The following is a 26,324-nucleotide window of genomic DNA, read 5'->3' as shown; positions in this document are numbered from 1 at the left end:
CTACAGCGAGTCATGTTGCTATGCTGTCAGCGACACATGACAAAGGGAGTTGCTCATGTCCGCCCAATTGGTCGCCGCCCAGGCAGACCTCGATTTTCTCCACAGTGCCAGCATACAGCTCACTGCCCCGATGACCGCCCTGCAAGCCTACTGCGCCATGACCTCGGATGTTCCCGCCTGGCTGGCCAAGGCCTTCCGCATTCGTGACTTCATCTCGCGTCGATTCAATGTCGCCGATATCCATGGCTTCACTCCCCAGAATCCTGGGCATGTGCCAGCCGACGGCGAGCATCTGGACTTCTTCACTGTCGAGGCCATCAGCGACCAGCAACTGGTGCTGACGTCGCGCGATACGCACTTGGCGGTGATGGTCTGCATGGATGTGAATGGGCAGCGCTTGAAAGTGACCACGTCGGTGCGGTGTTTCAATGCCTTTGGCCGGCTGTACATGCTGCCGGTTGGCCAGGTACATGGCCTGATTGTGCGTCGGATGTTGGCGAATTTGTAGACAGCGCTGAATATGAAGGTGAAACATTCATTTACGTGATCAAGTCTGCATCTTCCTCAAAATTGTAGGATATTTCCCGAATAGGTCTCGTTAGAGTGTTTGCTGTTGCAGCGCTAGACGCAGGGAGCTAGTGTCGATCTTGCCTGAAGGCACTCGGCAAACTTCGCCGCTTTCTTCAGGAACAACCTCAGGACGGCGATGTCGGAACATCGTCGTTATCAGCCCAATTTTTACCAAGGAGTGGTAAGCATGGCTTTCGACGCTTATATTCAAATCGCGGGAATCACTGGCGAAGCACTGGACGAGCAGTACGCCAACTGGATCGAAATCATCGGCTACAAGTTCGGTGCCAATCAGAGCACCTCTGCCACCGCAAGCTCAGCGGGTGGCGCATCATCAGGCCGCACCACACTCACCAACTTTACCTTCACCAAATACCTGGACAGTGCTAGCTGCAAGCTGCTGGAGGCTAGCTGTGCCGGGCAGCACCTGAAGGAAGTGAAGCTGGTGGTGTGCCGTGCCGGTACCGAAAAGCTCAAGTACTACGAAGTGGTGCTGGAGGAAGTGATCATTGCCGATTATGTCCAGAGCGCCAGCGCCGGCGTGCCAATTGAAGTGGTGCAGCTGAACTACGGGCGCATCAAGACAACCTACACCCGGCAGAAACGTCTCGATGGCAGCGCCGGCGGTAATGTCACTGGGGGTTGGGACCGCATCAACAACAAGAAGTACGCGTGAGGTGCGACCATGTCCGAGGCACGCAGCTTTATCAATCCTCAGGCGCAATCGTATGAGTCGCTGAAGGCTGGCACGCCCATGTCGGCCAATCAGCGGGCCAAGTTTGATGTGCTGAATGCACATATCGCCAATGGTGTGGTTGTCGGCGGGGAGCTTGTGATTGTTGGTGATCCCAGCACGCCCATGTGCACAGGTCATGAAGCACTCTTGATGGCTAAGGCGGCGGGAATACATCATCAGCTTGAGATTAACGGCGCAGGGGTAGATGACTTTCTTCTGGATAACTACGAGTTTTTGAAAAGCCTGCTCGCCCATGCTTCCATGGGAGCTGGCGCTGTGAGCGACGGCTGGAGCAGATACCTTGAAGCGATCAAGAAGACTTTGGAAGAAATCGAGATGTTACATCGGGAGTATTTGAAAGGTGGAACACTGAAAGCGCGTGAAGAATTTTATACCAAGCGAATGGCGTTGTTTGTTAAGTTGGAGGAGCAACTGAACAAAGTGGCTGCGCATGGTTCAGGCTTACGAAAAAAAGGCTCGATGAAAAGAACGCTTGAGATATCCACCAAGAGCTATCTACATACAGGTGAGATTGCTGGATATGCCGAGAAGGTCGCGGGTGTATCGAAAGCAGCGAATTTGATAAAGAAGGGTACTTACATCGGTTTGGGGCTCGATGTGGCGTCAACGGGACTGAGTATCCATCATGCGTGTACCTTTGGGCGTCCTGAAGACTGCAGAAGGGCCAAGTATGTAGAAGGAGGCTCTCTGGTTGGCAGTACAGGTGGATCAATCGCTGGCGGATCGATTGGTGGATTTATAGGTGGTGCTGGATGCGTGCTTTTCCTCGGTGTGACTACAGGAGGTCCGGGGGCTCTCGCGTGTACTGTGATTGGCGGTGCTGTTGGTGGTGCTATAGGCGGTACGGCCGTAGGTGATATCGGTGAGATGGTTGGTGAGTTGTTATATGAGGTGCCGCAATGACTAGCTTCGACACGAGGTGGTTAGGTCTTCCTTTGATGGTAGCTATGTTTATAGTCATATTTGTGTGGATTTATATTTCAGTTCGTTATGTAAATTACATAGAATCGTTACTTTCTAATAGTTCAATGGTTTCGGGTAACAAAAGGATTTTTAGCTCCGCCGGCTTGCTAGGTAAAGTGATGCGTACCGGTTCGGCGTCCGTCATGTTGTCGATGAGGGCGATTTGTATTCGTAAAGGCCTTCTGGATCGTCAGGATGTAAAGAGGTTTCCTGGTGGTTTGCGGCGTATGCTAGTTGGCTTGTGGTTTGTTCATGTGGCTGTTTTTTTATCGCTCATTGGTCTTTGGGTGTGGTTGAAATTGGTAGGCTATTAGTAGTTTTCGGCTGGAGCCTGCGGTGAGCGGAAGCGAGCTGTCTTCATCGTTAAATTTGTAAGGAATTTCGCACAATAGTCTTGGTTAGTTACCTACTAGTGCAGTGCCAGGCACCGGGGTATAGTGTCAGCCGGGCCTGAAGGAAAAGTGCGAGAATGAGTGCCGAAGCTTTGACGATAATCGCGTCTATCCTGCTCGCTTGTATGGCAATCAGCGTGTGTGTGATGGTTTACTTAGCTTGTCGATCTATAGAGGCTATCGAAAAAGCTTTAGCGAAATGCAAGTATATTCAGAATAACAGGGAAAACTTTTCAGCGGCTGGTCTTGTTGGAAAATTAATGCGTACTTGCCTGGCGGCAAATATGCTGATGATTCCAGGGTTGTTTGTTCGAAAAGGTGTGGCAGATGTTTCAGATCTCGAGAATTTTCCAAGGCCTATTAAAAGAGTTTTGTTGCCGTCTTGGATGGGGCTTGTAGTGTCGACGACCTTGTTCTTTGCTTTCAACTGGCTGGTGGGAGTTTTAAAGTGAACTTGTGATGAAGTCTCAAGTACTCAGGCTTGTGCCCAGGCCACATGGCAGCCTGGGCAAGCTTTCAAGCCTTGTTCAGGTACATCCGCGTAGTCAGCAAATACACCGGCAACCCCGACACCACAATCAGCAATGCCGCATAAGGCGCCGCCGCCGCGAACTCGACGTTTGCCGTATGCGCCCACACCTCGGTCGCCAGGGTGGTCATGCCGGTCGGGCTGAGCAGCAGCGTTGCCGTAAGCTCTTTCATGGCATCCAGGAACACCAGGGCAAACGCTGCCGCCATGGCCGGGAAGATAATCGGTAGGGTCACCCGGCAGAACGCGGCAAAACTGCTCGCACCCAGCGTACGCGCAGCTTCTTCCAGCGTTGGCGAAGCCTTGTTCAGCGCGGTGCGCACCGGCGATTGCGCCAGCGGCAGGAACAGCAGTGCATAGGCCAGCAGCAACAGTGCCGTGGTCTGGTACAGCGCCGGCACATAGTGCAAGGCGAAGAACACCAGGGTCAGGGCGATCACCAGGCCGGGCAGGGCGTGCAGCAGGTACGGCAGGCGCTCGGCCCAGATCGCCAGGCGGCCTTTGTAGCGCACCACCAGGAAGCTGATCGGCAGCGCCAACAGCACGCAGAAGCCGGCACCGCCAAGTGACACCGACAGTGAGGTGAACAGCGCCTTGGAAATGGCCGCCACCGGGAATGCCGCTGACGAACCTACGCTAAGCCAGTAGCCGAGCATGGCCAGGGGAATGCCGCTGCCCAGCACTGCCAGGCCCAGGCAGAACAGCTGCGCCGGCACTGCCCAACCACGCAGCCGCACCGGTTGTGCACGGCGTGCCACGCCCTGGCCGATGCGTACATGGCGGGCCTTGCCGCGCACGCGCAGCTCCAGCCACAGCATCACCAGGCACATCGCCAACAGGACGGCAGACAACATGGCCGCGTTGGCGTTGCTGAACTCCAGTTCGAACTGCTGGTAAATCGCCGTGGTGAAGGTTTGCAGGCCAAGAATCGACAGCGCACCGAACTCCACCAGCATGTGCAGGGCAATCAGCAGGGCACCGCCGAGCATCGATGGCCACAGCAGGGGCAGGGTCACCTTGGTGAATACGCCCCAGCGGCTACAACCCAGGGTGCGCGCCGACTCCTCCAGGGAGGTGTCGAGATTGCGCAGGGTCGCGGCCACCGGCAGGAACACCAGCGGGTACTTGGACAGGGCCATGACCATGATCGCCCCGCCCAACCCTTCGAAGTCCGAGCTAAGCGATACCCAGGTGAAGCTGCTGACGAACGACGGTACGGCAAACGGCAGGCACAGCAGCACCCCCCACAGCCGGCGACCGGCCAGGTTGCTGCGCTCCAGCAGCCAGGCCAGCGCCAGGCCGACCACCATGCAGGTCAGCGTTACCCCGACCATCAGCAGCAGGGTATTGCGCATCAGCCCCCAGACAAAGGGCCGCCACAGCAAGTACAGGGCTTCGTGCCAGCCGGCTTCCCAGGCTTTGATCGCCACATAAGCCAGGGGCAGCAAGCTCATCGCCACCAGGAACAGCACAGGCAGCACGACCCAGATCGAAGGGCGCTTGCGGCGCGGTACGAAGCGTACCGGCAGCGGGGTGGACAGGGCGGCGGTCATCAGAGCAGGCCGACCTCGCGTTCCAGCTCGATGGCTTCTTCGGCATTACCCAGGTCAGCTGGCGAAATCTTCGGCGGGCGCAGTTCATCGAACGGTTTCAGGCCGCGGTCCGAGACCATGCCCTTGTGCAATGGGTACTCGGCGGTGGTCTGGGTGATCACGCGCTGGCCTTCTTCGCTGGCCATCCAGTTGAGCAGGGCCTGGGCCTCTTTCGGGTGCTTGCTGGCCTTCACGGCCGCGGCGCCCGAGATGGTCACCAGATTGCCGGCGTCGCCGTCGGCCAGGTAGTACAGTTTCGAATCGAGCTTGCCGCGCTCACGCTCCAGGGCATACCAGTAATAGTTGTTCACCAGTACGGCAGCCACTTCGCCTTTTTCCACGGCCTTCAGCGCGACCATGTTGTTGGTGTAGGTCTTGCCGAAGGCCTTCAGGCCGGTCAGCCATTCTTCGGTGGCTTCACGCCCGTGCATCTTCAGGATGGCAACGGCCTGCTCCTGGAACGCACCGCTGGTCGGTACATAGCCTACGCGCCCTTCCCAGTCAGGGTTGGCGAAGTCCATGACGGTGGTCGGCAGGTCTTTCTCGTCGATCTTCTTCGGGTTGTAGACCACCACGCGGGTGCGCGCGGTAACGCCCATCCAGGTGCCGTTGGCAGCCACATATTCCTTGGGCAGCATGTTCAGCGTGGCGTCGTCGATTTTCGCCAGCAGGCCCAGCTCGCCCAGGTTGTTCAGCGGTGGCGATTCTTCGGTGTAGATGATGTCGGCCGGCGAGCGATCGCCTTCCTCGATGATCTGGCTGGCCAGCTGGTTGCTGCTGCCTTTACGGATATTGATGTGGATACCGGTCTTGGCCTCGTAGGCCTTGGCGATGGCTTCGCCGATTTCCTTGTGCTGGCCGTTGTACATGGTCAGGGTGACCGGTGCGTCAGCCATGGCGGCCGGAGCGCCGATGACCAGGCTCAGCACGGCGGCGGCCAAGGTACGCATCAGCGGTTGCGGGCGGATCGTCATGCGGGTACTTCCTCGCTTACGGCAACATATTTGGAAACAATGGTAAACGAAATCGTTTCTCATGTGGCCGGGTGACGATAAATTCATCGTCAGACCATGGTGCAAGGGGGGGGGAGGGTACAAAAATCGCAGGCAAGAAAAAACCCACTAGCAAGCTAGTGGGTTTTTGTATGGTGCCCAGGAGAAGACTCGAACTTCCACGACCGTTAAGTCACTGATACCTGAAACCAGCGCGTCTACCAATTCCGCCACCTGGGCAAAGCTTTACATCATCTGGAGAAGGCGACAATCGTTCGCTTTCACACAGTAGTAACAGATCCTTGGTCATCTGTTACTTGAAATACTTGGTGCCCAGGAGAAGACTCGAACTTCCACGACCTTGCGGTCACTGATACCTGAAACCAGCGCGTCTACCAATTCCGCCACCTGGGCACACATTCGAGATTATTTGGTGCTTTACAGCGCCGCTAATCTCTATTACAACTTCGGGCTAGTCCGTCGTTGTGGTGCGCACTATACGGACGGCTTGGGGGGCTGTAAACCCCCTTGGCAAAAAAAAATTCAAAAATTTCAACTTGTTGATTCCACTGGCCTATTCCTGCTGTTTACGCACTGCAGCGGGGGCTGTCCAAGGCCGACATTTCCGGTTTCAATACGCCTATGCCAGAATTCCTATCTATATACCCCAAGGTGAACCCCTTCTGATGGCCGATTGGCAATCCCTCGATCCCGAGGCCGCTCGCGAAGCGGAAAAATACGATAACCCCATTCCCAGCCGTGAGCTGATCCTGCAACGCCTTGCCGACCGTGGCGAGCCCGCCGCACGCGAGGAGCTGGCGAAAGAATTTGGTCTGTATGAAGAAGACCAGATCGAAGCCTTGCGCCGCCGTCTGCGTGCCATGGAGCGCGATGGCCAGCTTATCTATACCCGGCGCGGCACTTATGCCCCGGTAGACAAGCTGGACCTGATCTGCGGCCGGGTCTCTGGCCACCGCGACGGCTTCGGGTTCCTTATTCCAGATGACGGCAGCGAAGACCTGTTCCTCAGCCCGTCGCAGATGCGCCTGGTGTTCGACGGTGACCGCGGCCTGGCGCGCGTGTCCGGCGTGGACCGCCGCGGCCGTCGCGAAGGCGTGCTGGTCGAGGTCATCTCCCGCGCCCACGAAAGCGTGGTCGGCCGCTACTTCGAAGAAGGCGGCATCGGCTACGTGACTCCCGACAACCCCAAGATCCAGCAAGAAGTGCTGGTGACTGCGGGGCGCAACGGTGGTGCCAAGATCGGCCAGTTCGTCGAGATCAAGATCACCCATTGGCCAACCCCGCGCTTCCAGCCGCAAGGCGACGTGGTGGAGGTCATTGGCAACTACATGGCCCCCGGCATGGAAATCGACGTTGCCCTGCGCAGCTACGATATCCCCCATGTGTGGCCCAAGGACGTGATCAAGGAAGCGCGCAAGTTCCGCTCTGAAGTCGAAGACAAGGACAAAGAGAAGCGCATCGACCTGCGTCACCTGCCGTTCGTCACCATCGACGGTGAAGATGCCCGCGACTTCGACGACGCCGTGTACTGCGAGCCGTTGGGCAAGCTGCGCCTGTTCTCCGGTGGCTGGCGCTTGTATGTGGCCATTGCCGACGTGTCCAGCTATGTACGCCTGGGTTCGGCCCTGGACGTCGAAGCGCAGCAGCGCGGCAACTCGGTGTACTTTCCCGAGCGCGTGGTGCCGATGCTCCCCGAGGAGCTGTCCAACGGCCTGTGCTCGCTGAACCCGCACGTCGATCGCCTGGCCATGGTCTGCGAAATGACCATGAACAAGGCCGGCCAGATGGTCGACTATCAGTTCTACGAAGGCGTTATCCACTCCCACGCCCGCCTGACCTACAACAAGGTCAGCAGCATGCTCGAGCACTCGCGCACCCGTGAAGGCAAGGCGCTGCGCGAAGAGTACAAGGCGGTCGTGCCAGACCTGAAGAACCTGTACAACCTGTACAAGGTGCTGGTGGAGGCGCGTCACACCCGTGGCGCCATCGACTTCGAGACCCAGGAAACCCGCATCATCTTCGGTGACGAGCGCAAGATCGCGGAAATCCGCCCGACCGTGCGCAACGATGCCCACAAGCTGATCGAAGAGTGCATGCTGGCTGCCAACGTGGCCACTGCCGAGTTCCTGCAGAAGCACGGCGTGCCAGCCCTGTACCGTGTGCACGACGGCCCGCCGCCGGAGCGTCTGGAAAAACTGCGCGCCTTCCTTGGCGAACTGGGCCTCAGCCTGCACAAAGGCAAGGACCCGTCGCCGAAGGATTACCAGGCCCTGCTGGCGAGCATCGCCGGGCGCCCGGACTTCCACCTGATCCAGACGGTGATGCTGCGCTCGCTGAGCCAGGCCGTGTACAGCACCGAGAACAATGGCCACTTCGGCCTCAACTACGAGGCTTACACCCACTTCACCTCGCCGATCCGCCGTTACCCGGACCTGCTGGTGCACCGCGCCATTCGCAGCATCATCCGCTCCAAGGTCGACACCCCGCACGTCAAGCGGGCCGGTGCCATGAGCATTCCCAAGGCGCGCATTTACCCGTACGACAAGAACACCCTCGAGCAACTGGGTGAGCAGTGCTCGATGACCGAGCGCCGGGCCGACGAAGCCACCCGCGACGTGGCCAACTGGCTCAAGTGCGAGTTCATGAAAGACCGCGTGGGCGAGACCTTCCCGGGTGTGATCACCGCCGTGACCGGCTTCGGCCTGTTCGTCGAGTTGACCGATATCTACGTGGAAGGCCTGGTGCATGTCAGTGCGCTGCCGGGCGACTACTACCACTTCGACCCGGTGCACCACCGCCTGTCCGGCGAGCGCACCGGCCGCAGTTTCCGCTTGGGCGACACCATCGAAGTGAAGGTCATGCGGGTAGACCTGGACGAGCGCAAGATCGACTTCGAAGTGGCCCAGTCGACCCTGGCGGCACCTATCGGTCGCAAGCAGCGCGGCGCCGCGCCAGCAGTTGACCAGGCCGAGCAGCCGCCGCTGAGCGAGGCGAAGGCCACGCCCAAGCCGCGCAGCCGTAAAAGCGAGGCCGCCGAAGCCTACTTCCCGAAAGACGCCGTGCAGCGTAATGCCGAAGTGCGCAAGAGCCGCGAGATGAAAAAGGCGCTGATGAGCGAGGCGCGCACGGGCGGCCACGCCAGCAGTAAGTCGGACAAAGGTGGCAAGGCCACCGGCAAACCGACCAAGCACCGTAAAGGCCCACCGAAGTCCGGTGCGCCACGCAAGAGCAAGAGCAAGTCATGAGTCAGCTGGAAAAGATCTACGGCGTGCACGCCGTGCAGGCATTGCTGCAGCACCATCCGAAGCGGGTCAAGCAGATCTGGCTGTCGGAAGGGCGCAGCGAGCCACGCCTGCAGGCATTGTTGGCACTGGCCGCGGAAAACCGCGTGGCGGTTGGCCAGGCCGAGCGCCGCGAAATGGATGCCTGGGTCGAGGGTGTGCACCAGGGCGTTGTCGCCGAGGTCAGCCCTAGCCAGGTGTGGGGCGAACTGATGCTCGAAGAGTTGCTCGAGCGCACGGAAACCCCGCCGCTGATCCTGGTGCTGGACGGCGTGACCGACCCGCACAACCTTGGCGCCTGCCTGCGTACTGCCGATGCGGCCGGCGCCACGGCAGTGATCGTGCCCAAGGACAAGTCGGCTACCCTGACCCCGGTGGTGCGCAAGGTGGCCTGCGGCGCTGCCGAGGTCATTCCGCTGGTGGCTGTCACCAACCTGGCGCGCACGCTGGAGAAACTGCAGCAACGTGGCCTGTGGGTGGTCGGTACCGCGGGTGAGGCCGAGCAGGAGATCTACCAGCAAGACCTGACCGGGCCGCTGGTGATGATCATGGGCGCTGAAGGCAAGGGCATGCGCCGCCTCACCCGCGAACATTGCGACTTCCTGGTGAAATTGCCGATGAGCGGCAGCGTCAGCAGCCTTAACGTGTCGGTCGCCACGGGCGTGTGCCTGTTTGAGGCCGTGCGTCAGCGCCAGGCCAAGCGCTGATCTTCAGCCTGTACCGGCCCTTTCGCGGGCATGCCCGCTCCCACAGGTTCGCTGCTGCCTCTGGCATTGCAGATTTCCTGTGGGAGCGGGGTTACCCGCGAATGGGGCTTTGACGCCATGTGAATATGTTTCAGGCTGTTCAAATATTCGCCAATTGCCTTGCTTGTGCGCAACGCCTTCTCTACAATTGCGCCCCTTGCCGAGCTGGCAGGCGCTCATGTGCCTCCCCTCCGTGCAAGACATACAGTGTCATTCACTCCTTGTCTGACCAGATTCACTGGCAGACTACTAACCCGTAAGGAGCATTCATGCGTCATTACGAAATCATCTTCCTGGTTCACCCGGACCAGAGCGAACAAGTCGGCGGCATGGTTGAGCGTTACACCAAGCTGATCGAAGAAGATGGTGGCAAAATCCACCGCCTGGAAGACTGGGGCCGTCGTCAACTGGCCTACGCAATCAACAATGTTCACAAGGCTCACTACGTGATGCTGAACGTTGAGTGCACCGGCAAGGCCCTGGCCGAGCTGGAAGACAACTTCCGCTACAACGATGCCGTGATCCGTAACCTGGTCATCCGTCGTGACGAAGCCGTTACCGGCCAGTCCGAGATGCTGAAGGCTGAAGAGAACCGCAGCGAGCGCCGTGAGCGTCGCGAGCGTCCTGAGCATGCTGACTCCGCCGAAGGCGACGACAGCAATGACAGCGACTCCAGCGATAACGCTGACGAGTAATCCACGGACCTTTAGAGGAGCCTATTAAATGGCACGTTTCTTCCGTCGTCGTAAATTCTGCCGCTTCACTGCTGAAGACGTGAAAGAGATCGACTTCAAAGATCTCAACACCCTGAAAGCTTACGTATCCGAAACCGGCAAGATCGTTCCAAGCCGTATCACCGGTACCAAAGCTCGTTATCAGCGTCAGCTGGCTACCGCTATCAAGCGCGCCCGCTTCCTGGCCCTGCTGCCCTACACCGACAGCCACGGCCGCTGAGACCGGGCCGTCGACAAGCAGTAAGGGATTAGCATGCGAGCGTTAGCAAGTTTCATCATGCGCGGTCGTATGCAGGCCACCCTGGTGGTGGTCATCAGCGCGGTACTGCCGCTGCTGTTCTGGTTGAGTGCCGCTGCCGGCAGCCTTGTGCTGCTGCGGCGTGGCTTCAGGGATGCTACATCGGTCATCGTCGGCGGCTTGCTCGCCGGGCTGGCTGTGTGGGTCATGGGCGATCCCATCACCTTTCTGGTGATTGCGGGTGCCCTGGCCTTGGCCGCCATGTTGCGTGCCGAGCATCCCTGGAGCCGGGTGTTGCTCGCCAGTGCCGTGTTCGCCGTGGCTTTCAGCCTCGTGCTTGATCTGGCACTGGCGCAGACCTTCGATATGCTGGCCAAGGCGTTTGCCGAAGCCATGCCGAAAATCGAAGGGGAGCCCGTGCTTTCCGGTGAGCTGATCCGCCCTGTGCTGGTCGCCTCCACAGCAGTGACGGTGCAATTGTTCAGTGTGCTGGCGTTGATGCTGGCGCGCTATTGGCAAGCAGCGTTGTACAACCCTGGAGGCTTCGGTCGCGAGTTTCGCGAACTGAAGTTGCCGAAACAGACCATGTCGGTCTTGGTGGCAGTGATGGTGGTGGCGCCGTTTATCGGTCCGCAGTTCATCATTCTGGCATCGGCTTCCAGCCTGGTACTGGTGCTGGCCGGCATCGCGTTGATGCACGGGCTGGTGGCACAGGGGCGACTCGCCGGTTTCTGGCTGGTGGGCATGTACGTGACGTTGCCGCTGATCATGCAGCTGATTTATCCGTTGCTGGTGGTTTTGGCCATTGTCGACAGCCTGATTGATTTTCGCGGTCGCAAGTCCCCCAAGGGGAATGACTCCGCGAACGGTGAAGGTTAAAAGTTAAGAGGTTTTACCAAATGGAACTGATCCTGCTGGAAAAAGTCGCTAACCTGGGCAACCTGGGCGACAAAGTAAAAGTTAAGGCTGGTTACGGCCGTAACTTCCTGCTGCCATTCGGCAAGGCCACCGTTGCCAACGCCGCCAACCTGGCTGCGTTCGAAGAGCGTCGTGCCGAGCTGGAAAAAGCAGCCGCTGACAAGAAAGCTTCGGCTGAAAGCCGCGCTGCCCAACTGGCCGAGCTGGAAGTGACCATCACTGCCACCGCTGGCGACGAAGGCAAGCTGTTCGGTTCGATCGGCACCCACGACATCGCTGACGCCCTGACCGCCTCTGGCGTTGAAGTGGCTAAAGCTGAAGTTCGTCTGCCGAACGGCACTATCCGTCAGGTTGGCGAATACGACGTAGCTGTGCACCTGCACAGCGACGTTGAAGCCACTGTACGTGTGGTTGTCGTAGCTGCCTAAGCTGCGCTGACTGACTGGCTCCCTGCGAGCCAGGCAGTTAACATCGGGCACGGTCCTGTTTCCTACAGGCCGTGCCCTTTGTCTTTTTCGTCCTCCAGAATTCTTTCGTGGCCATGAACGAGATCACCACTTCCGAACAGCTAGACCTGCAAACCGCAGCCCTCAAGGTGCCGCCGCATTCCATCGAGGCCGAACAGGCCGTGCTCGGTGGCCTGATGCTGGACAACAACGCCTGGGAGCGGGTGCTGGATCAGGTATCGGACGGCGATTTCTATCGGCATGACCACCGCCTGATCTTCCGTGCCGTGCACAAGTTGGCCGACGCCAACCAGCCATTCGACGTGGTTACCCTGCACGAGCAACTGGACAAGGAAGGCCTGTCTTCGCAAGTCGGCGGCCTGGCGTACCTGGCCGAACTGGCCAAGAACACGCCGTCGGTGGCGAACATCAAGGCCTATGCCGCGATCATTCGCGAGCGCGCCACGTTGCGCCAGCTGATCAGCATCAGTACCGACATCGCCGACAACGCCTTCAACCCGCAAGGGCGCAACGCCGAAGAAATCCTCGACGATGCCGAGCGGCAGATTTTCCAGATTGCCGAGGCCCGGCCGAAAACCGGTGGCCCAGTGGGGGTCAACGAGCTGTTGACCATGGCCATCGACCGTATCGACACCTTGTTCAACTCCGACAGCGACATTACCGGTGTATCCACCGGCTTTACCGACTTGGACGAGAAGACCAGCGGCCTGCAGGCGGCCGACTTGATCATCGTTGCTGGCCGCCCGTCGATGGGCAAGACCACCTTTGCCATGAACCTGGTGGAAAACGCCGTACTGCGTACCGACAAGGCCGTGCTGGTGTTCTCGCTGGAAATGCCAGGTGAGTCGCTGATCATGCGTATGCTGTCTTCGCTGGGCCGCATCGACCAGACCAAGGTCCGTTCCGGCCAGCTGGACGACGATGACTGGCCGCGGTTGACCTCGGCGGTGAACCTGCTCAACGACCGCAAGTTGTTCATCGACGACACCGCGGGCATCAGCCCCTCGGAAATGCGCGCGCGCACCCGCCGCCTGGCCCGTGAACACGGCGAAATCGCCATGATCATGGTCGATTACCTGCAACTGATGCAGATTCCGGGTTCGGCCGGTGATAACCGCACCAACGAAATTTCCGAGATTTCCCGCTCGCTCAAAGCTTTGGCAAAGGAATTCAACTGCCCGGTCATCGCCCTGTCGCAGCTGAACCGCTCGCTGGAACAACGCCCGAACAAGCGCCCGGTGAACTCCGACTTGCGTGAGTCCGGTGCAATCGAGCAGGACGCCGACGTGATCATGTTCGTGTACCGCGACGAGGTGTACCACCCCGAGACCGAGCACAAGGGCGTGGCGGAAATCATCATCGGTAAGCAGCGTAACGGTCCGATCGGCTTTGTCCGTTTGGCGTTTATCGGCAAGTACACCCGCTTCGAAAACCTCGCGCCGGGCATGTACAACTTCGATGATGATGAATAACTCACTGTAGGAGCGGCCTTGCGTCGCGATGGGCTGCGCAGCAGCCCCCACACTGTTTGCATTTGCACTGAATCCTGGGGCTGCTGCGCAGCCCACCGCGACGCAAGGCCGCTCCTACAAGCTGTAAGGAACGCCGGCTAGCGGGGGATTCTGAGCGATGTTCGTTTGCATTTGGCCGATGATCCGACCCTCGCTCATGGTGATAACCCGGTCAAACCGCGACAGCACGCTCTGATCATGCGTCACACAAACCAGCCCTCTTCCGTTGAATGCCTCAAACAACAGATCCCAAGTGCGCTCTGCCGACCCGGCATCGAGCCCAGCTGTAGGTTCATCAAAGAAATTGAATTCCCCAGGCTGATTGAGAAGGCGTAGCAGCGTCAGCCTGCGTGCTTCGCCGCCGGAAATCGATTCTGCGCGTGCATCCAGATCAAGTTCGTACCAGTCTTTGCTCAGGCCCAACCGTTCAAGCCATCGCTCGATTTGAGCGCGATCATGAGTTTGCTCGAACAGCACCGCGCGGGGCAGGGAGCCGGGTATGAAATGCGTATCCTGAGGACAGAGTCGTAAGCGACTGAACTGTTCTCTCGCGTCGAGCGACGCCAGGCACCTGCCTTGCAGATAAACCTCTTTACGTAACGGGAAAATCGTTCCCGCTAACGTATGCAAAAGTGTCGATTTGCCACATCCGCTGGGCCCTATCAGCGCGACCCGTTCTCCTTTGTGCAGTACCAAGGGTTCTTCGATGTGAAGTTGTACAGCATCTCGAGCGCGCAACTGGCACGGGGCGATGCTCAGGCCGGCGCCCTTTCCGTGGGACGTCGCCTCAATAGTGCGTGCCGGGCCAAATGAGGGGAGCTGGAGCCAGTGCTCGAGCTTGCGCTTGTCTAGCCGAAACTGATCTACCAATCGCCAAGCCTCAGCGAGTTGCGCAACCCCTGCCAGCAATCCGCTCACCAAGGTAAAGAGAGCAACTAACTCGCCCAAGCTCAGCTGCGGTGTTGCCAGACCCTAATCATGGATACCCCACATGAGTAAACCGCCACTGCCCAGGCCTATGAATAGGGTGCGCAGGCTCTGTATCCAACCCCCACTGTAAGCTACCTGCACTGCTGATTCGGCATAGTGCGAAAGCGTCTGATTGACCGGGAGCATTGCGGCATCCTCGGCCTTTTCCAGTTTGACCGTTGTCGCGCTGGCGAAAGTATCTACCCATTGTTCCGCCAGCTCATCCTCGCGCGCGTTCACTGCCTCAATATGTGGTCGGCGCCAGCGCACCAGGCGATCGTTGGCCCATAGGTAGACAAGGCTCAAAGGGATGAGGCCGATCAACACCGAAGTTGCCCCCAAGTAAGCGAATAGGGTTATCAGCACTGCAGCCTCGGTCAACACCGGCCATGCCGAGCCAATCAAAAAGCCTAGCCACCGCTCCTGTGCGGTAATCCCCCTATCCAGCACTTTCACCAGTGTTCCGCCATGGAGTTGTCCATAGGCCTCGAAGCGTTTGTCCAGCAATTCGCGGCACCAGCGGATGGAAAGTTGCTTCACGCGTTCTTGGCAAAGTCGCGCCAGGCACCAAGCCTGCAAAGGGGTCATTGACGCTTGTAATGCTACCAGGCATATGAAGGCTCCGAGCAAAAGCTGGGAAGACGCCGCTGAAGCGGCCAGGTTGTCAATGATGTCGGCCAAGACTAGGGCCGGTACGACGGTCGCGATTTTCAGGAGTAGCGTCGCACCTAGGGCGGCGAGAATGCCTTTATAGAGATGCATGTCATTGCCTTATGCCTTTGAGCGCGCTCTGCGGCGCGACTGGGATACCTGACCTGATAAGGTGGAATCGTTCGAGTCCGGGTATGAACACCTGGACAACGGTAGCGAAGTTCGGGTGCTCATAAAGAGTGCGATAGAATGCGGCCGTATTTTGTTTTTCCAGATTGATCAGCGTTCGCTTGACTTGTCCGCGCACGCTGAGGTCAGTTCGGGGAGGGTGAAAAGCGGGTACCGCGTACCTGGGGCATGGGTGTAGAAGTGCCGAAAGTCGGGTTGAGTGCGCCAGAATTTTTGCGACGGCTTGGTCTTCTTGTTTTTCTTCTGGCCCAGAAAGTTCCGCGCACTGAATTTGCTCCGTCACGGCACGGTACAGTGCAATGCCGGGATTGATAGAGCTACCGGAACCTACGCTACTGAGTGAACCTTCTTTTTTGCAGCGAGAAACAGCGATGCAAAATGGAACATCATAGAAATCGTGGGTCAGGTATATTTCCAGTTTATGTATCTGGCGGATCAACTTGCTGTCATGGCCAAATGTTTCTTCCAGAAAAGAACTCGAGGGTTTGTAGAGTTTTGGTGGGGAAGTCAGGCCGCAAAGTGACAGATAGTACATGGAGAGTGCGTGGCGTTCGAGAGCTTCATTTATCGCGTGCAGTAAAGCTTCATTCTCGGTGCAACCAAGTGCTGTGCCAGAATTGGTGGCATATTTGGCGAGGAAGCCCCCTGCAGTTTTCTCTATTTCATCAATGTTTTTGGAGCACGGTGCAACCAATATAGCGGGAATGGTTATATCGTCGTACGTATTCAGTGCCTGAAAGCTGAGGGAAGGTATTCGGCAACCAGGTGGTATGGACTTGAGCAACCAGTCATCATACGGGGCGATCGATTCCAGGATCTGATCGCTGTCAAGGAATGTGGATTTCAGAACGACGACGTCCCATGGTTGGTACTCCTATGAAGTTGATTTGAGAACGCCTTTCAGCGCGTCACTGTTGTATCACTTGTTTTTTTCTGGGTTCAAGATCAGCGCCGGGCTTATAGCGGAAAGTTCTCGTAAGAATGGTTACCGGTGCTTGAGGTTTAAGTCCTACATTATTTCGGAATATTTAGAAAATCATCTAATAATTAGCAGGTTAGAGTTTGCGTAGGGTTGAGGAAGCAAAACATTCAGTAAAAAATTGAGGGGTTGAGATCACTTAGCAGGGAAAAAGGGGGCGCTCACCATCTGCCGTCGCGGATCTAAAGCCGAGAACGTCGAGGGAAGCGCCATTGTTGTAGATCGGTTAGCCGGCCAATAATCAATTGCGTGCCCTTTCGTGTAGGCCGTTTCTGCAATACCAACCTACCGCCTTGGTGCCATTGCGGTGGTTTTCCGGGCGGCCTGGTCTAGGTCTGTCGTGGCCAAAGCAGTGATCGGGCCTGTAAGCCCGCAGACGATTAATACCGCTATTCGGATTGTTCAAGGCAACCCGCTGCGAGGGCAGATGCCTTTGTAAGGCTTGTTTTGATGTCGCCTGGGCGGGCCCTTTCGCGGGCATGCCCGCTCCCACAGGTACGGTGCAAGTCGCGAGGTTTGTGGTGACGTTGTGGGAGCGGGCGTGCCCGCGAAGAGGCCCGTCCAGGCAGTAGAGAATTATCTTGGGAATGAACACTCAGTTCACCGTCGGCAAGACCACGTTCTATCAAGGCGAAAATGGCACCTACCCGTCGTTCCGCATCGAGCCTGGAATCCCATGCCAGGACGCTCGCGACCAGTCTTCGGCGTTGATGGGGTATGAGCGCCAATTGACCATGACCGGGTTGATGGATGAAACAACCCCCAAGCCAGCCCGCCGTCACCCCACCCACCAATCCCCCACGAAGACAGTCGGATTTGGTCAAAATTTGTGCTATATTTCGCGCCCGCGATTTTCCTGCACACCAGAACCGGTCACTGACATGCAAGCAGCCAAACCACTCTACGACTATCCCAAGTACTGGGCCGAATGCTTCGGGCCAGCACCTTTCCTGCCAATGAGCAGGGAGGAGATGGATCTGCTCGGCTGGGATTCCTGCGACATCATCATCGTGACCGGGGATGCCTACGTCGATCACCCCTCGTTCGGCATGGCCATCATCGGCCGGCTACTGGAAGCCCAGGGTTTCCGCGTGGGCATCATTGCCCAGCCGAACTGGCAGTCCAAAGACGACTTCATGAAGCTCGGCGAGCCCAACCTGTTCTTCGGCGTGGCCGCCGGCAACATGGACTCGATGATCAACCGCTACACCGCGGACAAGAAAATCCGTTCCGACGACGCCTACACCCCGGGGGGCCTCGCCGGTAGCCGACCAGACCGCGCCAGCCTGGTGTACAGCCAGCGCTGCAAGGAAGCCTACAAGCATGTGCCGATCGTACTCGGCGGCATCGAGGCATCGTTGCGTCGCATTGCCCACTACGACTACTGGCAGGACAAGGTTCGCCATTCGATCCTGATCGACGCCAGCGCCGACATCCTGCTGTTCGGCAACGCCGAGCGCGCGGTGGTCGAGGTGGCCCAGCGCCTGTCCAATGGCGAAAGCATCGAAAGCATCACCGACGTGCGCGGCACCGCCTTCGTGCGCCGTGATACGCCGCAGGGCTGGTACGAAATCGACTCGACCCGCATCGACCGCCCAGGCCGTGTCGACAAGATCATCAACCCCTACGTGAACACCCAGGACACCCAGGCCTGCGCCATCGAGCAGGCCAAGGGCGACCAGGAAGACCCGAACGAAGCCAAGGTGGTACAGATTCTCGACAGCCCGGCGGTCACGCGGGAAAAGTCGGTCATCCGCCTGCCATCGTTCGAGAAGGTGCGTAACGACCCGGTGCTCTATGCCCACGCCAACCGCGTGCTGCACCTGGAGACCAACCCGGGCAACGCCCGTGCACTGGTGCAGAAACACGGTGACGTGGACGTGTGGTTCAACCCGCCACCCATTCCGATGAGCACCGAGGAAATGGACTACGTGTTCGGCATGCCTTACGCCCGTGTACCGCACCCTGCGTACGGCAAGGCGCGTATCCCGGCCTACGAAATGATCCGTTTCTCGGTCAACATCATGCGTGGCTGCTTCGGCGGCTGCACCTTCTGCTCGATCACCGAGCACGAAGGCCGCATCATCCAGAACCGCTCGCACGAGTCGATCCTGCACGAAATCGAAGAGATGCGTGACAAGGTGCCAGGTTTCACTGGCGTGGTGTCCGACCTTGGCGGGCCGACTGCGAACATGTATCGCATCGCGTGCAAAAGCCACGATATCGAAAAGCACTGCCGCAAGCCCTCGTGCGTGTTCCCTGGCATCTGCGAGAACCTCAACACCGACCACAGTTCGCTGATCGAGCTGTACCGCAAGGCTCGCGCTCTGCCAGGGGTGAAGAAGATCCTGATTGCCTCGGGCCTGCGCTACGACCTGGCCGTGGAGTCGCCGGAATACGTCAAGGAGCTGGTCACCCACCACGTAGGTGGCTACCTGAAGATTGCCCCGGAGCACACCGAGCGTGGCCCGCTGGACAAGATGATGAAGCCCGGCATTGGTACCTACGACCGCTTCAAGCGCATGTTCGAGAAGTTCTCGAAAGAAGCGGGTAAAGAGCAGTACCTGATCCCGTACTTCATCGCCGCGCACCCGGGTACCACCGACGAAGACATGATGAACCTGGCGCTATGGCTCAAGGGCAACGGCTTCCGTGCCGACCAGGTACAGGCGTTCTACCCGTCGCCGATGGCCTCGGCCACCGCCATGTACCACTCGGGCAAGAACCCGCTGCGCAAGGTGACCTACAAGAGCGAAGGTGTGGAAATCGTCAAGAGTGACGAGCAGCGCCGTCTGCACAAGGCCTTCTTGCGCTACCACGACCCGAAAGGCTGGCCAATGCTGCGTGAAGCGCTACAGCGCATGGGCCGCGCCGACCTGATCGGGCCTGGCAAGCACCAGTTGATTCCGGCGCACCAGCCGCAGACCGACAGCTACCAGAGCGCGCGCCGCAAGAACTCGACCCCGGCGGGCAGCCACAAAGTGGGCAAGGACCAGAAAATCCTGACCCAGCACACGGGCTTGCCACCGCGTGGCAGCGATGGCAGCAAGCCGTGGGACAAGCGCGAGAAAGCCAAGGCCGAGGCGTTTGCGCGTAACCAGCAGGCGGCCAAGGAGCGCAAGGAAGCGGGCAAGGGTGGCAAGGGCAACAAGAAGCCGCGTCAGCCTGTCATTCCGCGCTGATTTCGGGGGCCGCCTTGCGGCCCAATCGCCGGCAAGCCAGCTCCCACAGGGATTGCATACATCCCAAAGTGAGCATTGTCCCTGTGGGAGCTGGCTTGCCGGCGATTGGGCTGCAAAGCAGCCCCTGAATCTGGTTTAGTCAGGCTTCTTGTCGACCCACTTCGGCGCCACCGGCGCGACAAAGCGGTCCATCCCGCTCAGCAGTTCATCCGGCTGCTGCCCCAGCAGCAACATATCCCGGTGCTGCGGGCGCACGAATCCTTCCTCGACGATATGGTCGAGGAACCCGCCAAGCTTGTCATAGAAGCCGTTCACATCCAGCAGCCCCAGCGGCTTGGCGTGGTAGCCCAGTTGCCCCCAGGTCCAGACCTCGAACAGCTCTTCCAGCGTACCCAGGCCACCCGGCAAGGCGATGAACGCGTCGCTCAGCTCGGCCATGCGAGCCTTGCGCGCATGCATGCCATCGACCACTTCCAGCCGCGTCAGGCCTTTGTGGCCGACCTCGGCGTCCAGCAGGCTCTGCGGAATGATCCCTACCACGTCGCCACCTGCTGCCATCGCGGCGTCGGCTACCACACCCATCAAGCCAACTGCACCACCGCCATACACCAGCGTCCAGCCTCGGCGGGCAATCGCCTCGCCCAGCGCGACCGCCGCCTCACGGTAGGCGGGGTTGCTGCCAATGCTGGCACCACAAAATACACAAACGGAACGTACGGGCATTACTCACCTCCAGTCACTCAGGGTGACAGGGTACGGTGGCTGACCGTCGCCTCCAAGGCCGTGTTCATTCCGGGCGGGAAAATTCGCAGATGGCGCCAGTAGCGCCGTGGGCGTACGCGGCGAGCAGGCTGTTCAGAAACTGGGAGATGGGCATTTGGTATTGCTCCTAAATGAGAGGTTGTCCCATCGTCCAATAAAAGGGCATGATGTGCTCTTAGATTGGTTGTATACAATCCATTGAACAATTCAACTGACTGGCCACTTGACACCCCCTTGACCCATATCAGCAGGGTGCTGAACGGTTTCAGGCAGTCTCGCAATTGATAAAACCCTGCCAAGGAGATTCATGATGTTTGCGAAAGCTGTAGCGGTATCCCTGCTGACCCTCGCCAGCGCCTCTGTCTTCGCCGCCGAGTGCTCGGTAACTGTCGACTCCACCGACCAGATGTCCTTCAACACCAAGGAAATCACCGTCGACAAAAGCTGCAAGGAATTCACGGTCAAACTGACCCACTCCGGCAACCTGCCGAAGAACGTCATGGGCCATAACCTGGTGATCAGCAAGACTGCCGACATGCAGGGCATTGCGACCGAAGGCATGAGCCAGGGCCTGGAAAAGGACTACATCAAGGCTGACAACGCCGCGATCATTGCCCATACCAAAATGATAGGCGCGCCGGAAAAAGAAACCGAAGTGAAGTTCGACCCTTCCAAGCTTGAAGCCGGTGGTGACTACAGCTTCTTCTGCACCTTCCCGGGCCACATCTCGATGATGAAAGGCAAGGTTGTCGTCAAGTAATTAGCTGACGCCTAGCCCTGTAGGAGCGGGTTTACCCGCGAATGCGGTGCCAGATCCACCATCGCATTCGCGGGTAAACCCGCTCCTACAGGTAGTGCTACAGCCTGATCAAGGGGCGAACGGCAATTCGCGCTTGTGCTGGGTCTTGCGGTAGGTGGCCACGATGATGTCAAACGCTGCCTGGTCGACCGGCTGCCCATGCAGGAACGCGTCGATCTGCTGGTAGGTCACCCCATGCGAGGCTTCGTCCGGTTTGCCCGGTGCCAGGTCTTCCAGGTCTGCAGTCGGCACCTTCTCCACCAGTGACTCCGGGCGCCAAAGCTGCGTGCAATGGCCCGCACCTGGTTTTTCACCAAGCCGCTCAGCGGCGCCAGATCGCAGGCACCATCACCAAACTTGGTAAAGAACCCCATCACCTTACTCCCCCCAAAATAGTGCCCAATACATCGATGGTAAAGGGTCCTGCTGGTATGGGTGAGGTGTGCATAATCCATAGCCTGCACAACAAAGAAAAAATTTCAAACAGTCCAATCGCGTCGGCCTTGCTTGAAATACAGGCACGGTGAGATTGCCTGATGGGGCATAATGAATCGGTTATCACGAGGTGCTGCGACAGGTAGGGCGTGGTTCCCCTGTGAGCGTTGGGTGACTGGAGAAGCTCTCCTCAGGAGCCGTTCGGTGGAACATCAGTTGAGCCACCAATATGTATTTCATTCATGGATCTAGCTCAACCTCCGCTGAGAAGCTTTGGCCCAAGGCGCAGAATCTCGTAGATCCCACGTAAGGCCTTTCTGGAGGACCCATGGAGCAGCGTTTGAGAGTGGTAATGGCCCAGTTGAACATCCGCGTCGGAGATGTTCACGGTAACGTCGAGAAAATCATCGAGGCGGCTCATAAGGCTCGGGATAAGGACGGCGCTCAGGTCATCGTCTTCCCAGAGCTGACCCTTTGCGGTTACCCGCCTGAGGATCTACTCCTTCGCTCTAGCATGCAGAGCCGCATTGAGAAAGCGCTTGAGCGCGTTCGAGAAGCGGCGCGTGGCATCGTCATCATCATTGGCTTCCCATGGGTTGAAGCCGGTTCTCGATACAATAGCTGCGCGGTCATTTCAGATGGAGAAGAGATCGCGCGCTATTACAAACAGCGGCTGCCCAATTACCGTGTGTTTGATGAGAAGCGCTATTTCGAGTCAGGCAGCGGCCCATGCGTCGTCAACCTGTTTGGCATCCAGGTAGGGATCACTATCTGCGAAGATATTTGGTTCTCGGAGCCCCTCAAGCAGGCCTGTGATGCTGGAGCGCAGATCATGCTGACGCTTAATGCGTCCCCATTCCACCGGGGTAAGCAAGCCGAGCGTGAAGAGCTTCTTGCTCAGCGAGCCCGCGAATGTGCAATCCCGATGATTTATGTGAATCAGGTCGGTGGTCAGGACGAACTGGTATTTGACGGCAACAGCTTTGTTGTTGACGGTAGTGGCAAGGTCACCCAGCGCGCTCCAGCGTTCGAAGAGGGATTGTTCGTAGCTGACTTCCAATGCTCAGAGAGCGCCTTGGAGCCAGTTCCTGGTGTTGTGACTGATCTACTGAGTCTGGAAGCCAGTGTGTACCAGGCATTGGTTGCGGGGGTACGTGACTACGTTCAGCGCAATGGTTTTAAGGGTGTAGTTCTTGGGCTCTCTGGTGGGATCGACTCGGCACTCTGCCTAGCGGTTGCGGCTGATGCGTTGGGAGCCCAGAACGTCGAGGCAGTCATGATGCCTTACCGCTACACCGCTCAGATGAGCCAAGACGATGCCAAGGAAGAGGCAGAGATCCTTGGCGTCAAATATAGCGTTTTGCCAATTGCTCCGATGGTAGAGGCTTTCCTTGAGACGCTTGCACCCGAGTTCGAAGGGCTGGCTAAAGACACGACGGAGGAGAACCTTCAGGCACGGTGTCGCGGCACGATGCTCATGGCCATCTCTAATAAAAAGCGCTATCTCGTACTTACTACTGGTAATAAGAGTGAGATGGCCGTCGGCTACGCGACACTCTATGGAGACATGGCGGGCGGATTCGATGTTCTGAAGGATGTGCCCAAGACGCTTGTATTTAAGCTTTGCGAGTACCGCAATACTTTGGGGTATGTGATCCCGCAACGAGTAATCGACCGTCCGCCATCAGCAGAACTTGCCCCTGATCAGAAAGACGAAGACTCGCTGCCGCCTTATCCAGTACTGGATGAGATCTTGCGTCTGTACATTGAGCAGGACCTGTCCGCTGACGCTATCATCGAGCATGGCTTTGACGCTGAGATAGTGCGTAAGGTGATACGTCTGGTAGATCTGAACGAATATAAGCGTCGGCAAGCAGCAGTAGGGCCGAGAATCACTGAGCGTGGGTTTGGGCGAGATCGCAGATATCCCATTACCTCCGGTTGGCGTATTGGGGACTGATACTCTGTTCTTAAGACGGTAGATAGGCTCTAAGCTGGATATTGGTAAGCCTATCTACCTGCCTAACTTCTCACTAGCCGGGTTTATAATTACTGGCATGTAGCTCACAATTGAGTGAGGCGATCTGTGAACGAGTATGATTTTTCAAGGCTGAACGACAAAGAGTTCGAGGTTTTTTGTACTGATCTGCTCAGTGCAAGGGAAGGCGTGAAGTTTGAAAGATTCAAGCCGGGACGTGACGGTGGAGTTGATGGGCGCTACTTTAAGTCTGAGGGTGATGAGTGGGTTCTTCAATGTAAGCATTGGGTTTCGACGCCTTTAGAAAAGCTTGTTAGGCATATTGATGAGTCTGAAAGTCGGAAAGTTACACGGTTGGCACCAAGTCGTTATATTTTAGCGGTCTCTCACTCGCTCTCGCTAAATGATAAGAAGATCTTGATGCAGAAGCTTTCGCCTTTTGTTCTGTCTCCAGAAGATATACTTGGGCGAGAGGATTTGAATGATGTCCTGGCAAAGCATCCAGATGTTGAAAAACGACACTATAAGCTTTGGATTGCTAGCTCCAATGTCTTGAGCTATTTCTTCAATAAACCCATGCATGATAGAAGTCAGTTTGAGATCGAAGAGATCATGGACGCTTCTAAACTATATGTTCCTACTCTCAATCATAGTGAAGCGCTTGAGAAGCTAGAGTCTACCAAGGTCGTGATAATTACTGGCCCTGCTGGTATTGGTAAGACGACTTTGGCGGGGCAGCTGATTTTGCAGTATGTTGCGCAGGGCTTTGAGCTTTCAGTTATTTCTGACGATATTAAAGAGGCTGAAGGGGCTTTTAACCCTGATTCAAAGCAGATTTTTTATTTTGACGATTTTTTAGGTCGTAACTACTTGGAAGCGCTCTCGGGGCATGAGGGGGCGAAAATTGTCAAATTCATTAGTCGTATAGTCAAAGACTCAAAAAAGCGATTTGTGTTGACGTCTCGAACTACTATCCTTAACCAAGGAAAGATTCTAAATGACGTATTTCATAACTCAAATGTAAGTCGCAATGAATTTGAGGTAACGCTAGCGTCCATATCGAAAATGGATAAGGCTCGAATTCTCTATAATCATATTTGGCATTCTGATTTGGGTGGCGATTATGTTGAGGAACTATACTCGCATAAACGTTATCGAACCATTATTGATCATCCAAATTTTAACCCTAGATTGATTAGGTTCATTACCGACGCTCAGCGATTGGAAAGTGTCCCGTCAAGCTTATACTGGTCACATGCAACTGCATTGCTGAACAACCCTTCCCAGGTCTGGGATCATCCGTTCCAAGCGCAGCTTGACGACTGCGGTCGTACTCTGGTTCTACTGGTTGCAATGAATGGCCGCCTAATAACTGAGTCTGAGCTTTCAGAAGCATTCTCGCGTTTCTTATCTGACCCAAGTGCAGCTAGTCTCACAGGTAAGAAGGATTTCATATTAAATCTTCGCCATCTTTCTGGCTCAATGCTCACTAGATTTGTAGCTGGTGAAAGTCATACCTTTATTCGATTGTTCAATCCTTCTTTGGGGGATTTTGTGATCAACAGATACGCAAGCAATGGGCCTGCTTTGCGGCAATGCTTCGGTAGTCTTAAGACAGTTTCCTCTCTGAGGACCTTGAAAGACATGTCGGATAACAAAATAATCAAAAATGAAATGGCTGTGGACGTAGTTCGCCATGTCTTTGCATGTGTCTCGGAAATGAATTTCCTGGGATGTGATTCGGAGTTTATTGCTCACTTGTGCATTGTCAGGTCTGAGCTTATAAGACCTTTTTGTACTTCAGATGATAATCTTCTAAAAGCGATTGATTTCGTTGCTGGTGAGAAGTGTGGGCGATCATTTGAATCGTCAGCGCGACTCCTTTTGTGGGGGATGCGTAGGGGGCTTGTTACTAAGGATTTGGTCGAATTATTCTTGGATGGTGCTTTTGATAATGATCCTCATCATCAAGAATTATTGACGTTATCGCAAATCGTTAGATGCTTTGATATATCTGGGAATGAATCGCTCTACGAAAGGTATGACGAGGTTGTTACAGAGCATTTGATTGCAACAGTTGAAGACGAGTTTCCGGAGTCTGAGATTTTTTCTGATTGTAGTACGCGGCATGAAGCCAGAAGAAAGATGATGGGGATAATGGATGAGCGGGCGCTTGAGCTGGGGGCGATTGATCCATCAAGCGTTGCCGATAGCGTTGTTGGCTCTGTGAATGTTGATAAATATTACGACAAATATTTTTATGAGGAAGAACATGAGCCTGACTACTATTCCTATCGGGAACAGCGAATTAGTTCGCCGGTGTCTTCTTTTATAGCCATTGACCCAATTGATGACTTGTTTTCACGCGATTGATTATTTGCGACTTCATTTACGTGGTAGTAGCTGATTAGTGGTCGTTTTTGTCAAACCATCCTCTGGCTCACTCTGCCGTCGTCCCCGATGCTGCTTTTTGACGACCACTTGGCTACCTATCTCACACTTGGCTCTCAGGGATCGAAAGCTGTATCGCTGTCACTGAGAGCGTCCCCTGGCCACCAAAGCCTTTGGTGCTAAGATTTGTGGTTTGGCAGCAGCTTCACATGAGATTATCCTTCAGGAGGAACGCATGGGTGCGGAGACTTCTATCGTATTCACGCTGGGCAGAGGAA

At 56.7% G+C, this 26,324-nt stretch carries 22 protein-coding genes, 2 tRNA genes and 2 pseudogenes; 17 read left to right on the top strand and 9 right to left on the bottom strand.

What is annotated here, in order from left to right; all coding sequences use genetic code 11:
- Positions 1-55 precede the first annotated feature (55 nt).
- The 5 genes from GEV39_RS22520 (at position 56) to GEV39_RS22500 (ending at position 3,134) form a co-directional block, all read left to right on the top strand.
- On the top strand, positions 56-508 hold the full coding sequence (locus GEV39_RS22520) for a DUF2867 domain-containing protein (protein WP_009681299.1): 453 nt from the start codon (positions 56-58) through the stop codon (positions 506-508).
- A gap of 249 nt (positions 509-757) precedes the next feature.
- Positions 758-1,246, top strand: coding sequence for an Hcp family type VI secretion system effector (locus GEV39_RS22515; RefSeq protein WP_173891752.1), 489 nt, complete (start codon positions 758-760; stop codon positions 1,244-1,246).
- A gap of 9 nt (positions 1,247-1,255) precedes the next feature.
- A complete protein-coding gene (locus tag GEV39_RS22510) occupies positions 1,256-2,230 on the top strand; it encodes a hypothetical protein (RefSeq protein WP_173891269.1) in 975 nt (324 codons plus the stop codon).
- Positions 2,227-2,604 carry a hypothetical protein gene (locus GEV39_RS22505; RefSeq protein ID WP_033690021.1) on the top strand — a complete coding sequence of 126 codons (378 nt, stop codon included), beginning with the start codon at positions 2,227-2,229 and terminating at the stop codon, positions 2,602-2,604. Before GEV39_RS22510 ends, GEV39_RS22505 begins: the two co-directional genes overlap by 4 nt.
- 155 nt (positions 2,605-2,759) lie before the next feature.
- Positions 2,760-3,134: a hypothetical protein gene (locus GEV39_RS22500; protein ID WP_173891268.1), complete on the top strand. Its 375-nt coding sequence runs from the start codon at positions 2,760-2,762 to the stop codon at positions 3,132-3,134.
- A gap of 64 nt (positions 3,135-3,198) precedes the next feature.
- Here the strand turns inward: GEV39_RS22500 and GEV39_RS22495 are convergent, their stop codons facing one another.
- From GEV39_RS22495 to GEV39_RS22480, 4 genes are all read right to left on the bottom strand, one after another.
- Positions 3,199-4,764, bottom strand: coding sequence for an ABC transporter permease (locus tag GEV39_RS22495; RefSeq protein WP_173891267.1), 1,566 nt, complete (start codon positions 4,762-4,764; stop codon positions 3,199-3,201).
- Positions 4,764-5,777, bottom strand: a complete 1,014-nt coding sequence (locus GEV39_RS22490; protein ID WP_009681291.1) for an extracellular solute-binding protein — start codon at positions 5,775-5,777, stop codon at positions 4,764-4,766. The genes GEV39_RS22495 and GEV39_RS22490 overlap by 1 nt, the downstream gene beginning before the upstream one ends.
- Positions 5,778-5,948: 171 nt before the next feature.
- Positions 5,949-6,035 (bottom strand) — tRNA-Leu (locus GEV39_RS22485).
- An 87-nt stretch (positions 6,036-6,122) separates the two neighbouring features.
- Positions 6,123-6,209 (bottom strand) — tRNA-Leu (locus GEV39_RS22480).
- A gap of 272 nt (positions 6,210-6,481) precedes the next feature.
- Between GEV39_RS22480 and rnr the strand changes: the two genes are divergently transcribed.
- The 7 genes from rnr (at position 6,482) to dnaB (ending at position 13,672) form a co-directional block, all read left to right on the top strand.
- Positions 6,482-9,061 carry a ribonuclease R gene (rnr, locus tag GEV39_RS22475; RefSeq protein ID WP_173891266.1) on the top strand — a complete coding sequence of 860 codons (2,580 nt, stop codon included), beginning with the start codon at positions 6,482-6,484 and terminating at the stop codon, positions 9,059-9,061.
- Positions 9,058-9,804, top strand: coding sequence for a 23S rRNA (guanosine(2251)-2'-O)-methyltransferase RlmB (gene rlmB, locus GEV39_RS22470; RefSeq protein ID WP_029887883.1), 747 nt, complete (start codon positions 9,058-9,060; stop codon positions 9,802-9,804). The genes rnr and rlmB overlap by 4 nt, the downstream gene beginning before the upstream one ends.
- Positions 9,805-10,112: 308 nt before the next feature.
- On the top strand, positions 10,113-10,538 hold the full coding sequence (rpsF, locus tag GEV39_RS22465) for a 30S ribosomal protein S6 (RefSeq protein ID WP_003249557.1): 426 nt from the start codon (positions 10,113-10,115) through the stop codon (positions 10,536-10,538).
- 28 nt (positions 10,539-10,566) lie between these two features.
- Positions 10,567-10,797, top strand: coding sequence for a 30S ribosomal protein S18 (gene rpsR, locus GEV39_RS22460; protein ID WP_003249563.1), 231 nt, complete (start codon positions 10,567-10,569; stop codon positions 10,795-10,797).
- Between the two features lie 33 nt (positions 10,798-10,830).
- On the top strand, positions 10,831-11,694 hold the full coding sequence (locus GEV39_RS22455; protein ID WP_173891265.1) for a YybS family protein: 864 nt from the start codon (positions 10,831-10,833) through the stop codon (positions 11,692-11,694).
- A gap of 20 nt (positions 11,695-11,714) precedes the next feature.
- Complete coding sequence (gene rplI, locus GEV39_RS22450; RefSeq protein WP_003249568.1) at positions 11,715-12,161, top strand: 50S ribosomal protein L9; 447 nt, start codon at positions 11,715-11,717, stop codon at positions 12,159-12,161.
- Positions 12,162-12,274: 113 nt separating this feature from the next.
- Entirely contained in the window at positions 12,275-13,672 is a 1,398-nt protein-coding gene (gene dnaB, locus GEV39_RS22445) for a replicative DNA helicase (protein ID WP_009681285.1), read from the top strand.
- Between the two features lie 114 nt (positions 13,673-13,786).
- On the opposite strand, the gene GEV39_RS26280 is transcribed toward dnaB, so the two are convergent.
- From GEV39_RS26280 to GEV39_RS22435, 3 genes are read right to left on the bottom strand one after another with little or no spacing between them, the layout of a single operon-like run.
- Positions 13,787-14,659, bottom strand: a complete 873-nt coding sequence (locus GEV39_RS26280; protein ID WP_249414302.1) for an ATP-binding cassette domain-containing protein — start codon at positions 14,657-14,659, stop codon at positions 13,787-13,789.
- Positions 14,660-14,683: 24 nt separating this feature from the next.
- Positions 14,684-15,442, bottom strand: a complete 759-nt coding sequence (locus GEV39_RS26275) for an ABC transporter transmembrane domain-containing protein (protein WP_249414301.1) — start codon at positions 15,440-15,442, stop codon at positions 14,684-14,686.
- Position 15,443: 1 nt separating this feature from the next.
- Entirely contained in the window at positions 15,444-16,304 is an 861-nt protein-coding gene (locus GEV39_RS22435) for a YcaO-like family protein (protein ID WP_173891264.1), read from the bottom strand.
- A 782-nt stretch (positions 16,305-17,086) separates the two neighbouring features.
- On the opposite strand from GEV39_RS22435, the pseudogene GEV39_RS26640 reads away from it, so the two are divergent.
- Positions 17,087-17,254, top strand: a pseudogene (locus GEV39_RS26640) (DUF3077 domain-containing protein); the annotation flags it as partial.
- 126 nt (positions 17,255-17,380) lie between these two features.
- Positions 17,381-19,681 carry a YgiQ family radical SAM protein gene (locus GEV39_RS22430; protein WP_173891263.1) on the top strand — a complete coding sequence of 767 codons (2,301 nt, stop codon included), beginning with the start codon at positions 17,381-17,383 and terminating at the stop codon, positions 19,679-19,681.
- 135 nt (positions 19,682-19,816) lie between these two features.
- Here GEV39_RS22430 and GEV39_RS22425 read toward each other — a convergent pair whose 3' ends face one another.
- Positions 19,817-20,404, bottom strand: coding sequence for a cytokinin riboside 5'-monophosphate phosphoribohydrolase (locus tag GEV39_RS22425; RefSeq protein ID WP_173891262.1), 588 nt, complete (start codon positions 20,402-20,404; stop codon positions 19,817-19,819).
- Positions 20,405-20,753: 349 nt separating this feature from the next.
- Here GEV39_RS22425 and azu point away from each other — a divergent pair, with 349 nt between their 5' ends.
- Positions 20,754-21,203 carry an azurin gene (azu, locus tag GEV39_RS22420; RefSeq protein ID WP_029885725.1) on the top strand — a complete coding sequence of 150 codons (450 nt, stop codon included), beginning with the start codon at positions 20,754-20,756 and terminating at the stop codon, positions 21,201-21,203.
- A 108-nt stretch (positions 21,204-21,311) separates the two neighbouring features.
- Here the strand turns inward: azu and nadE are convergent.
- Positions 21,312-21,622, bottom strand: a pseudogene (gene nadE, locus GEV39_RS22415) (NAD(+) synthase); the annotation flags it as partial.
- Between the two features lie 383 nt (positions 21,623-22,005).
- Here nadE and GEV39_RS22410 point away from each other — a divergent pair.
- Positions 22,006-23,637: an NAD+ synthase gene (locus GEV39_RS22410; RefSeq protein ID WP_173891261.1), complete on the top strand. Its 1,632-nt coding sequence runs from the start codon at positions 22,006-22,008 to the stop codon at positions 23,635-23,637.
- A 126-nt stretch (positions 23,638-23,763) separates the two neighbouring features.
- Positions 23,764-26,028, top strand: a complete 2,265-nt coding sequence (locus GEV39_RS22405; RefSeq protein WP_173891260.1) for an nSTAND3 domain-containing NTPase — start codon at positions 23,764-23,766, stop codon at positions 26,026-26,028.
- Positions 26,029-26,324: the final 296 nt, after the last annotated feature.

The organism is Pseudomonas sp. NY5710, assembly GCF_013305665.1.
GTDB classification, from domain to species: domain Bacteria; phylum Pseudomonadota; class Gammaproteobacteria; order Pseudomonadales; family Pseudomonadaceae; genus Aquipseudomonas; species Aquipseudomonas juntendi.
This window is presented reverse-complemented; position numbering and strand designations above follow the sequence as displayed.